Annotated in this window: 8 protein-coding genes; all 8 read left to right on the forward strand. The window is 29.5% G+C overall.

The genetic code is table 11. The features are described from left to right. Positions 1 to 124 precede the first annotated feature (124 nt). A complete protein-coding gene (locus CN514_RS03255) occupies positions 125 to 1,552 on the forward strand; it encodes an MBOAT family O-acyltransferase (RefSeq protein ID WP_098231366.1) in 1,428 nt (475 codons plus the stop codon). 17 nt (positions 1,553 to 1,569) lie between these two features. Then, positions 1,570 to 2,766, forward strand: coding sequence for a DHHW family protein (locus CN514_RS03260; RefSeq protein ID WP_098231367.1), 1,197 nt, complete (start codon positions 1,570 to 1,572; stop codon positions 2,764 to 2,766). 338 nt (positions 2,767 to 3,104) lie between these two features. Then, positions 3,105 to 4,103: a UDP-glucose 4-epimerase GalE gene (galE, locus tag CN514_RS03265; protein WP_098231368.1), complete on the forward strand. Its 999-nt coding sequence runs from the start codon at positions 3,105 to 3,107 to the stop codon at positions 4,101 to 4,103. Positions 4,104 to 4,186: 83 nt separating this feature from the next. Continuing rightward, the gene (gene galE, locus CN514_RS03270; RefSeq protein ID WP_098231369.1) at positions 4,187 to 5,173 is read left to right on the forward strand and encodes a UDP-glucose 4-epimerase GalE; all 987 of its coding nucleotides are present in this window, start codon (positions 4,187 to 4,189) and stop codon (positions 5,171 to 5,173) included. Between the two features lie 433 nt (positions 5,174 to 5,606). Beyond that, positions 5,607 to 6,824: a glycosyltransferase family 4 protein gene (locus tag CN514_RS03275; protein ID WP_098231370.1), complete on the forward strand. Its 1,218-nt coding sequence runs from the start codon at positions 5,607 to 5,609 to the stop codon at positions 6,822 to 6,824. Beyond that, positions 6,817 to 8,136 carry a glycosyltransferase gene (locus CN514_RS03280; protein WP_098231371.1) on the forward strand — a complete coding sequence of 440 codons (1,320 nt, stop codon included), beginning with the start codon at positions 6,817 to 6,819 and terminating at the stop codon, positions 8,134 to 8,136. The genes CN514_RS03275 and CN514_RS03280 overlap by 8 nt, the downstream gene beginning before the upstream one ends. A 118-nt stretch (positions 8,137 to 8,254) precedes the next feature. Beyond that, on the forward strand, positions 8,255 to 10,993 hold the full coding sequence (locus CN514_RS03285; protein ID WP_098231372.1) for a bifunctional glycosyltransferase/CDP-glycerol:glycerophosphate glycerophosphotransferase: 2,739 nt from the start codon (positions 8,255 to 8,257) through the stop codon (positions 10,991 to 10,993). Positions 10,994 to 11,041: 48 nt separating this feature from the next. After that, the coding region (locus CN514_RS03290; protein WP_141529289.1) for a glycosyltransferase family 2 protein at positions 11,042 to 11,950 on the forward strand (909 nt) is incomplete at its 3' end.

Genomic DNA, 11,950 nt, shown 5'->3' on the forward strand with positions numbered 1-11,950 from the left:
CTTTAAAGTTAAAATAAGTATATTGTAGAAATTTATCAATTTATATGTGATAATTTTGTCTGTTGGGAAAAATTTAGATTATTAATGATAAATTCATAAATTCATAAAAAGAAAGGACTAGATTATGCTTTTCAGTTCAACTGTATTTTTGTTTGTATTTTTACCTATTGTATTACTAGTTTATTTTGTATTACCACGTATGTTTCGAAACGCATGGTTATTAGTAACTAGTTTAGTTTTTTATGCATGGGGAGAGCCAAGATTTGTACTGGTTATGTTCCTTTCTATTATAATCAATTATGTGTTTGCTTTAATTGTAGATGCAAATCGAAATAAGAAAACTACAATAAAATGGATTATGGCAGGAATGCTTGTAGCCAATTTAGGGTTACTATGTTTCTTCAAATACTCAAACTTCTTTGTCGATAATATAAATTTATTATTGAACACAAATATTACGATTCCTCAGATTCCATTACCATTGGGAATTTCATTTTTTACTTTCCAAGGAATTAGTTATGTAGTTGATGTTTATAGAAAAGATGGAGCATTACAAAGAAACCCATTGAACATGGCTACTTATAAAACATTATTTCCACAATTAATTGCTGGACCTATTGTTCGTTATCAAACTGTTTCACATCAAATTACAGATCGAAAAGAGACTTTAGAGAAATTTGCATATGGAACTAAGAGATTTATTATTGGTCTAGGTAAGAAAATGTTTTTAGCAAATAATTGTGGTTGGGTTGCTGATCAGATTTTTGCGCAAAATCCACATGATATGTCTATTGGTTTAGCGTGGATCGGTATAATTGCCTATTCTTTACAAATATATTTTGATTTTTCTGGTTATTCGGATATGGCAATTGGTTTAGGAAAAATGTTTGGGTTTGATTTTTTAGAGAATTTTAACTATCCATATATATCTAAATCAGTAACAGAATTTTGGAGAAGATGGCATATTTCTTTAGGAACATGGTTCAGAGACTATCTATATATCCCGTTAGGTGGAAATCGTGTTTCTCCTGTACGTACGTATATTAATCTTTTTATCGTGTGGTTTGCTACCGGTTTTTGGCATGGTGCAAGTTGGACATTTATCGCATGGGGTATTTATTATGGAATACTAATTATGCTTGAAAAAGCTTTCTTAGGTGATATATTGAGAAAGTTGCCTAATGTAATTCAGCATATCTATGCTACATTCCTTGTCGTAATTGGATGGGTATTTTTCCGTTCAGAAACATTTAGTTATGCATTTGATTATATTAAGACAATGTTCGGTTTAAATAATACGGTTGTTTGGGATTCAAGCGCGGGATATTATTTTGCTGAATATGGTGTTCTAATAGGACTAGCTATTATTGGCGCAACTCCTTTAATGAAAATCTTAGCAGATAAAATCATGGTTCAATCAGAATCCAGCTTTGCTGTAAGAATTTTCGGTCGTAATATTGGGTTAACAGGTTTCTATTTAATCGTTTTTGGTATTTCAATTATTTGTGTTGTTTCTAACACGTTTAATCCATTTATCTATTTCCGTTTCTAGTAAGTTGGAGGTTTATTATGCAAAGCAATCGATTTCAAGGTAATTTCATAGTTATAAGTTTCTTATTTATTATTTTTGCAGGCGCTATTTATGTCTGGGTAAAAGGTGATTTGAAGTATTCCACGATTGAAAATCGAACACTTGCTCAATTGCCCAAAATGAGTATAGATAAGTTAGCCTCTGGAGAATTTTCAAAAGAATTTGAGCTTTATTTTAATGATCAATTTCCTGGTAGATTAAAGTTAATTGAAGCGAATGCAACAATTAATAAAGATTTATTAGGTCAAAATGTTGTAAAAGATGTATATGTTGCTAATAATGGTTTATTATTATCAACTGTTCCTAAGGAAACGAAAGCAAATGCAAAAGTCATTGCAAACAGAATAAATCAATTTGCATTACAAGCTTCAAAGCTTGGAGTGAACACTTATTTTAGTTTAGTACCAAATAAATCAGTTACTTATGAAGATCAATTCCCTTCATACTTTCCTAGTTATGGGAATGAGGATTCGGATTATCTTTTTAGTGATATTGATCCAATTGCACATCCTTTAGACCTAAGGATTACTATGAATAAACATAAAAATGAACCAAATTTATATCATTATACGGATCACCATTGGAAGGCAAAGGCTGCATTTTACTCGTATCAAACAATCATAAATACGATATATCAAAATTCAAATGAAGTTGGAAAAGCATTGAGCGCGGATGATTTCATTTGGAAAGAAGAAGGATTACCGTTTTACGGTTCGGATGCTCGTAAAACGACAAAAGCAAATGTAACTAAAACAGATACAATAACAGTAGTAGAAAGTAAGAAAAAACAGGATCTAAATGTTTGTTATAATAGTACATGTAATAGAGGTTTATATGCAAAAGAACCATTAGAAAATGTCAGTCTCTATACTAATCGATATGTTTCTTACATGGGTGGAGATCACCCTGAAACAGTCATTTATAACGACAAAGTTAAGGATCGAAAACTATTAATTATTAAAGATTCTTATGCAAATGCAAGTATACAATTCTTTGTAAACCATTATAAAGAAACAAGAGTACTTGACTTGAGATTTTACAATAATATGCCTGTCATTGATTATATTAAAAAGTATAAAGTAAATGATGTAATCATTATGCATAATGTTAATTCAATCTACGTGACGCCGACATTAACGAATTATGAGCATCCTGGTCAAGGTGAAAATCAATAACAATGAATGTGTATTTTAGTAGATTACAACTTGAAAAAACAACTAACCACAAGATAGTTAAAATATCTTGTGGTTTCTTTATTTATATGTTTCTAGCCATGTTATTTAGGCAATAGATCACTATGAATCCAATATAAAAGTGAAGGATATATAATAAAACTTACTAATAATAAAAACAATAAATATGAATAGAAGTATCTATGAAAATGAGATGAAGGTTGTTTCACGGATTGAGATAGGATTTAGTATGAATTCAGCCTTCTTTTTAAATATATGATATAATTAGCTTTTATAAAATATATTTAAATTTCTCTATTCTACATAATAGGAGGGTTCATGTGAAAGTATTGGTAATTGGTGGGGCGGGATATATTGGATCTCACACTGTATATGAATTAATTCGCGAAAATCACGAAGTAGTAGTAGTAGACAATTTATCAACAGGTAGAGAAGAAGACATACATGAACTAGCAACGTTTTATAATGCTGACGTTAGAGATTTTAAATCTCTTAATGAAATATTTAAAGTAGAGAAAAATATTGATTGTGTCATGCACTTTGCTGCAAAGCTTATTGTTCCAGAAAGTGTTGAAAAACCACTTGAGTATTATGATAATAACGTTATTGGAATTAAAACTCTTTTAGATGTCATGATTGAAAATAGAGTTAATAATATTGTATTTTCTTCTACTGCAGCCGTATATGGTGAGCCAGTTAACTCTCTTTGTACAGAAGATGATTATTGTTTACCAATTAATCCATACGGCGAAACAAAATTAGCAGCGGAAAGATTAATTCATTGGACGGCACAAGCAAAAGGTATTAATTACTGTATTTTAAGGTACTTTAATGTTGCCGGAGCAGATTATACAGGTGAAATAGGATTGTATAAGGATAATTTAACACATTTGATTCCAGTTACGATCCAAACTGCTTTAGGTTTGAATGATAAATTAGTTGTATATGGAACAAACTACCAAACGAAAGATGGTACGTGTATACGTGATTATATTCATGTATCAGATGTAGCAAAAGCCCATATATTAGGGGCTAATTTCACTATCAATTGCCAAAGTGGCATATTTAACCTTGGTTCTAATTCTGGATTTTCCGTTCAAGAAATAATTAATATGGTTGAGAAAGTTAGTGGTCTTGAGGTGCCAGTTGAATATAGTGGTCGACGACCTGGCGATCCCGCTGCGATTATTGCTTCGAATAATAAGGCAATTGAACAATTGGGTTGGAAAGTTGAAAATAGCTTGGAAGATATTATTAAATCCGATTGGAATTTCCGTTTAAAGAAGATTGAAAAGAGTCGAAATAATATTGTTAGTTGATCTCTACTATTCTGAAAATATTAGTTTAAAGTAGTGTATTGTGTATTGGTGTATATTTATTTCTTTTATTAGGAGCGAATCTTATGATATTAGTAGTTGGTGGGGCTGGTTACATTGGTAGCCATACTGTAAAAGAATTATTAGATGAAAATTTTGAAGTACTTGTATTAGATAACTTATCAACGGGACACCATTCAGCTGTTGATCCTCGAGCAGAATTTATTGAAGGGAATCTTGGTGACGCTGATTTATTATCAGAAATTTTCACAGAAAAATCCATTGATGCTGTTATGCACTTTGCTGCAAATAGTCTTGTTGGTGAATCTGTTGTAAATCCATTAAAATATTACCAAAATAATGTTTCAGCAACGATTACATTGTTGGGAAGTATGTTAGAGTTTGGCGTTAAGAAATTTATTTTCTCATCAACAGCTGCAACTTATGGTATTCCGGATGTTGATTTAATAACAGAAGAAACACCAACAAATCCAATTAATCCATACGGTCGAACTAAATTGATGATCGAAAACGTATTAAGTGATTTTCGTTCTGCTTATGGCTTGGACTATGTTGTTTTACGTTATTTTAATGCTGCAGGAGCTCATGTTACTGGTGAAATTGGTGAAGACCATACGCCTGAAAGCCATTTAATACCTCTAATTTTACAGCATTTATTAGGTCAGAGAGATAGTATTACAGTTTTTGGGGAAGATTATCCTACTGCAGATGGAACGTGTATAAGGGATTATATACATATAACAGATTTAGCAGGAGCTCATATTGCATCCCTAAAGAAAATGCTAGAACAAGATAATTTTACTCGAACATATAATTTAGGTAATGGATTAGGTTACTCGGTTAAAGAAGTAATTGAAATGTGCGAAAAAGTGACAGGTTTAAAAGCAAATGTTTTAATTGGTGAGTGTCGAGCTGGTGATCCGGCGAATCTAGTTGCATCATCACAAAAAATTTATAATGAACTTGGATGGAAAACAAAATACAAATTAGAAGAAATAATTCAGACTGCGTGGAAGTGGCATCAATCCCATCCAAATGGATTCGAAAAATAAAGAAATTTCCTCAATAGATAATCATATAGATAGAGGAGGCGTAGTAACTTTCTATTAGAATTGGTAACTACGTTGCTTCCAATTTATTCTTATTAACGTACAAAATAGAAAGACTGTCCTTAAGTATAAGTTGTTTAAGGGCAGTCTTTGTTTATGTCACAGTTTGGTCACTTTATGGAATATACTGTCGTATTGTGTTAAAATTACTATTGTTTTTTGATTTAAAAATGATAATTAGTTATAAGATTATACATGAATGAGATATGGGATATTAATACTATTAAGTTTTTATTTTTATTATTAGTTATATGGATGTACAAACTATATACATATTCGTTTTCCTTAGAAATAGAACGCAAATTATATAATTTTACATAAACTTAATAAAAATAAATAAGGAATTAATCTTCTATTAAAAGAAGAGGTGTATTTTATGAATAAGAAAATAAAAATATTATTAATAACGCAGCATTTTTATCCTGAAATAGGTAGCGCGGCAAATCGTCTAAAAAATATTTATCTTGAACTGAAGGAAAAAGGTTATGACGTAAAAGTATTAACATTACATCCAAGATATCCTTCTCGAGAACTTTATAATGATCAAGCATTTTGGAATGAATCATTAATTGATGAAAAAGATCTAAAAAGGATTGATCCTTCAATTAAAAATCATTCTGGGAGTATTATTAAAAGACTTTATTTATATTTAGAAGTCATGGTTCGTTTTATTATTGAAATTTTTAAATATAAACGAGAGTTCGATATAGTATTTGTAACCTCTCCACCGATTTTTGTTGGAATTGCAGGTTTGATTTCAAAGTGGCGTTTACGAGCACCACTTATTTTAGATATACGTGATTTATGGCCAGAGTCACTAAGAGGTGTGAATATATTTTCTAACAAGATAATCTTATCGATTGCTTACAAAGTGGAATCTCTATTGTACAAAAAGGCAAATAAAATCATTATTAATAGTAGAAGTTTTAAGGAATATATGGTTAAAAAGGGTGTTAAAGAAAGTAAAATTTCATTTTTACCAAATTCATTAACAGAAGATGAATTGAATTTTACACCAATAAATGAAGAGATTCATGATGAGAAAATAAATATAATTTACACTGGAAATTTAGGACTAGCGCAAGATTTGGATAAGTTTTTAAATGCTAGTATACAAATGAAAGAATATAAAGAGTTTCATTTTATTATTGTTGGTTACGGAAAGAATGTTAATGAAGTTGAAAATTACATTAAAGAGCATCAATTGACAAATGTAACTTTATATTCTGCTAAATCAAGACTTGAGACACTTTCACTTGTTTCAAATTCTGATATTACATATGTCAGTCTAGTTGATCAAGAAGTCTTTAAGACTGTATTACCGGGTAAAATTATAGATTATATGTGTCTCAAAAAGCCAATTATTGGGAATGTCGCCGGATATGCTGCACAAATTATTAAGGATGCAAATTGTGGTACAGTATTAGAAGAAGGAACTGAAGAGGAACTTGTTCGGCATATAAAGCATTTGGCTGCCGACAAATTAGAACGAAAAATGTTGGGGGAAAATGGGTACCAATATGCATATGAAAATTTAAGATGGAAAACAAATATATTCAAATTAATTAATGTAATGGAGGAAATCCATGAATAAAAAAGTTTGTGCCTTTGTATTTAATCATTTTACAAATGATGCACGTGTTTTAAGAGAATGTTCGGCACTTGCCGAGGTTGGATATGAGGTAGATTTAATCTGTTTACATGATGACTCAAAGACACTTCCAAAAAAAGAAATGTTGGAAGGGTTTCAAGTCATCCGTGTTAATAATTCATTACCATTTGGTATTAATCTATTATTTAAGTACTCAAATAGTATAATGAAATTATGTATGAGAAATTTCTTTACTAAATTAGTCGCAGCACTTATTGCGATCATTGCCATTTATTTTTTACCTATTTTCTCTTTACTAATAATAGCGATTATAGGTATATTTGGAAATCGTATTGTTCGAGTAGCTTGTACTAGAGGATATAATATTCTTCAAATGATTTATCATGGGTTGAAAAAGAATTATGATATCTACCATGCTAATGATTTAAATACTTTACCGCAAGGAATTATTTGTGCAAAATTATTTAAAAAAAGTAAACTAATATATGATTCTCACGAAGTTCAATCAAGTCGTTCAGGGTATGAAAATCCAATTTTCGGTAAAATTGAAAAGTTTTTAATTAAATATATTGACATAATGATTCATGAAAATGATACACGAGCTAAGTATACTCAAGAACTATATGATATCCCATATCCTGAGGTTATACATAACTATCCTTTTGTATCATATCCTGAAAAAAGTAAATCAATTAATTTACATGAAAAATTAAATTTACCAGCTGATGAGCCAATTTTACTTTATCAAGGTGGAATTCAAAAAGGTAGAGGATTAGAATTAATCGTCAAAGCTACCCCTTTGTTTAAAAGAGGAACAGTCGTTTTTATTGGTGACGGGAAAATTAAACCGTTATTATTAGAAATGGTAAATGAAATGAACCTTCATGATCGAATAAAGTTTATTGATAAAGTTCCAGTCGCTGATTTACTAAATTACACTCGAAATGCGTATTTAGGATTTCAAATTCTAAATAATATAAATTTTAATCATTATTCAGCATCTTCTAATAAGTTGTTTGAATACTTAATGAGTGGAGTTCCTGTAGTAGCTTGTAGTTTTCCAGAAATTATAAAAGTTGTAGAAGGTGAACACACAGGTATATGTGTTGACTCACATGACATTCAATCTATTGCTGATGGAGTTAATACACTATTAGATGATTCTAAATTAAGAAATGAATTAAGCAAAAATTGTCTAGTCGCTAGACATAAATATAATTGGGAAAATGAAAAACAAATTTTCCTAGCCATCTATGATAAGTTATTTTCAGCAGAAAAACTTTATGCTAGTTAATCAAAACATAAAGTTATGTTTTTTGTTGAAATTCAATAATTAAAAGTCAATAAGATAAGAAAGAATATGTTACTTCGGTATTCAGTATTATCTGCTTGTATGCTTGAGGTGAGCGTAATTGAAAACCTATAAATTAAGTGTAGTCGTCATTAATTATAATAAAGAAAAATATATTGAGGCCTGTATTGAGTCAATAAAAGAATCTACGCTAAAAGATATACAATTGATAGTAGTAGATGATGGTTCAACTGATCAAAGTAGTCAAATGGCACAAAATATGATTGGAAAATTCCAGGATGGTTTATTCATATCTCAATCTAACAGTGGTCCTAGCGCTGCCCGAAATAAAGGTTTAGAATACGCTAAAGGCGAATATGTAGCGTTTTTAGATGGAGATGATTTAGCTACTCCTAGAGGATATGAAGGGCTTTATAACTTAGCAAAAAAACACAATGCAGATATAGGGATAGGAGATATTCTTTGCTTTAATGATATGAGAACATGGCGATTATCTTATATGAAGAAAATATTTAAGAGAAATTTGCCTGTAGTCAGAAGTTTAAAAAATAATCCTGAGTTGCATTATACTCCATCTGCAAGCAATAAAATTTTTAAAAGGGAATTATTAATTAGAGATAATATTAAGTTTGATGAAAGTTTAAGAGTTGGTGAAGATCTACTTTTCACACAGACAAGCTTACTTAGTTCAAATAAAGTTGTCGTAAAGGAAATTGACATTATTAGATATAGAATTATTAACTCTAGTGAGAGCTTAATAAAACAAGGTAATATTAATTTTTTTGAGCAACTAGTAACCTTGCAAAAAGAACTATTGGATCTCTACTATAAGAAAAACCGTACGGAAGAATTAAAGTTTATTCAAGAAAGACAATTGAATTTTTTCTTAGATTCAATCGAGTTAAAAGCATCTAAGTTAACTTATGATGAGCAAATTAAACTTGCTTCAATTGGTCAACAATTTCTCTCGTATATAACTTTAAAAGACGCGGTTCCTTCACTTAACCTTTATAAACGATATATTGTTTATTTATTAGAAAATAATAGTGGAGAAAAGCTTCAAAAAGTAATTGAGAGTCAACATTCAGTTGATTTTTCTAAAGAGTATTTATATGAAAATGGGGTTTATTATCATTATTTAGCAAAGCTATTTAAAGAGGATATGAATTTATTAAAGGTAGAAAAATTTGAGCTATGTCACAAAGTTGAGCAAATTTCTCTTAGAGAATCTATCTTAACCATACAGGGTTTTGCATTTATTCGCTACTTATCTACCGAAAAAATTATTAGGACATTAGTTTTTAAAAATAACCAAAATAAAGAAGAAAAGACAATTGTTCTTAAGCCAATGCTTCGAACAGATATAACTTATACCTTTGATAAGAATCAAGTAAATTATGATCATTCTGGCTTTGAAAAACTAACGATTGATTTAAAGTCTTTCTTATCCAATGGAAGTTGGTCCGTATTCTTGAAAGTTGAACAAGAAGGATTAAGTGTTATAGGGAAATTAAATGTAAGTTTAATACAATTACAAAATAATACAAAACCTACTCAAATAAAAGGAACACAGTTTATAACAACTTATAAACACAATGCACTGTCAGTAACAGTTAGAAAGGCATCGTTAAAGAACCGTTCGAAAGTATTTTTAAATAAGTTAAAATTTCATACTCGTACCTTAGGTAGGTTCATATTAAAAAAAGAAAAAGACGTATTGTTAACAATCATATGTAAGGTGCTTTTAGATAAATTTTATAGTAATAAAAATATTACAATAATCGGTGAAAGAAAAGATACTGCACAAGATAATTCGTATCATTTATTTAAATACGCAAGAGAAAATCACGCCGAAAACAATATTTACTATGTAATTGATAAAAAGTCATCTGATTATCTTCGCATAAAAGACTTAGGAAATATTATTGAATATGGAAGTTTCAAGCATACGCTTTATTTGTTACTTTGTAAAAAGTCTATTAATAGTTATGCTGAACAGGCCAATATGTATACCAGGGCTTATAAAGAAGTAGTAAAATATTATCCTGAGTGGCAAAAAAATGATAAAATTTTTATTCAACACGGGGTAATAGGAGTCAGTAGAGTTAATCAGGCACTAAATAAAAACCAATATGATTTTGCCGTTTTTGTTGTTTCATCTCAATTTGAAAAGGACCATATTGTTAAAGAGTTTGGTTATTCAGATGATGAAGTAATTGTAACCGGATTAGCTAGATGGGATAACTTAATAGATACTAGTAAAGGTAATGAAATACTTTTAATGCCAACATGGAGAAATTGGATCAAGACTGCAGAGGAATTATCAAAATCAAGGTATTTAAGAACTTACATTAATTTACTTAATAATAGTAACTTACATCAAATATTAGAAAAAAATGATTTATATCTGAATTTTTATCCACATTATCAGACACAACTATTATTAGAAGATATGCCTAATTTTCATAATAGAATTAGAGTTATTCGACAAGGATCAGAAACAGTACAAGATCTTTTAAAAAAACATGCGCTTCTAATCACCGATTACTCGACAGTTTCCTTTGATTTTGTCTATATGAAAAAGCCAGTAATATTTTTTCAATTTGATTATGAAGAGTTTTATTCAAGGCACTACAATGAAGGCCCGATTAACCATAAAACGGATTTATTTGGCAAAGTTTGTGAAACAACTGAAACATTATTATCTGAATTAAATCAAATTATTGATCAGGAAATGCAAATTGCACCAGTGTATTTAGAAAAAAGTAATAAGTTCATGATTCGAACAAATCATCAACACACAGAAGAAATCTATAATGCACTATATAAAGATAGTTAAACTATATATTACCTTATAGATAACAAAAAGGAGATACTAGGGTTAATCATGGAAAAAGTAGGAATCAAATTTTACGATATAGCAGTAGTGATTGTTACATATAATGTGGTTGAATATATAGAAGAAGCTATAAATTCGATTATTAATCAGTCATTTAAAAATATTCAAGTTATAGTAGTGGATGATGGGTCAACTGATGGAACAAAAAATGTTGTAGAGCAATTGGCAACAAACAATGAAAATATTTATTATCAATTTTCAGAGAATAGTGGAAGCCCATCAAGACCGCGAAATATTGGAATTCGAATGGCAAATGCAAAATACATTACTTTCTTAGATGGTGATGATTATCTAGACGAAAACGCATGTGAGATGTTGTTCAATATCGCTGAGAAGGAAAATAGTGATATTGTAGCAGCAAATATGATGAGTTTTATTGGTAATAGGTTTTTTGAAACATTTACTAGAAATCCTAATTATTCGGAGAGGGCAGCATATTTTAAGTCAATAGATCATTATGATGTAACACATATTACAGAGAATCCAGTATTATATCAAATGCCAAATTGTTGTGCAAAATTATATCTTACTGATTTAATTAAAGATATTACATTTGATGAATCAATAAAATATGGTGAAGATCACTTATTTTCTATTGAAACATTCTTCAAGTCTAAAAAAACTGTTGTTTTAGATAAATTTGTCTATTTCTACAGAGGTAGAACTAATTCGACTACACGTGAAAGAAGCTTAAAAATAGTCCAAGATGCATATGAAAGTGTATACGCTATCGATAAAGTAATTAAAAAATATGAAAGTAATATAAATGATTTAGATGATTTTTATCAAAAAATCGCAATTTATCGAATGAAAATAGGAAAGACATTTATTGAACAGTTACGCTTATTTCCAGATGCTGAGAAAAAAAGAGTAATTGAATTATTAAATGAATCTTAT

Origin of the sequence: Bacillus sp. AFS001701 (assembly GCF_002559405.1) — a bacterium.
Classification (GTDB): domain Bacteria; phylum Bacillota; class Bacilli; order Bacillales; family Bacillaceae_G; genus Gottfriedia.

What these genes read in the sequence shown, in the direction of transcription:
- CN514_RS03260 (WP_098231367.1), top strand. Translation starts at nt 1,570, where the DNA reads ATGCAAAGCAATCGATTTCAAGGTAATTTCATAGTTATAAGTTTCTTA.
- CN514_RS03275 (WP_098231370.1), top strand. Translation starts at nt 5,607, where the DNA reads ATGAATAAGAAAATAAAAATATTATTAATAACGCAGCATTTTTATCCT.
- galE (WP_098231369.1), top strand. Translation starts at nt 4,187, where the DNA reads ATGATATTAGTAGTTGGTGGGGCTGGTTACATTGGTAGCCATACTGTA.
- CN514_RS03255 (WP_098231366.1), top strand. Translation starts at nt 125, where the DNA reads ATGCTTTTCAGTTCAACTGTATTTTTGTTTGTATTTTTACCTATTGTA.
- CN514_RS03280 (WP_098231371.1), top strand. Translation starts at nt 6,817, where the DNA reads ATGAATAAAAAAGTTTGTGCCTTTGTATTTAATCATTTTACAAATGAT.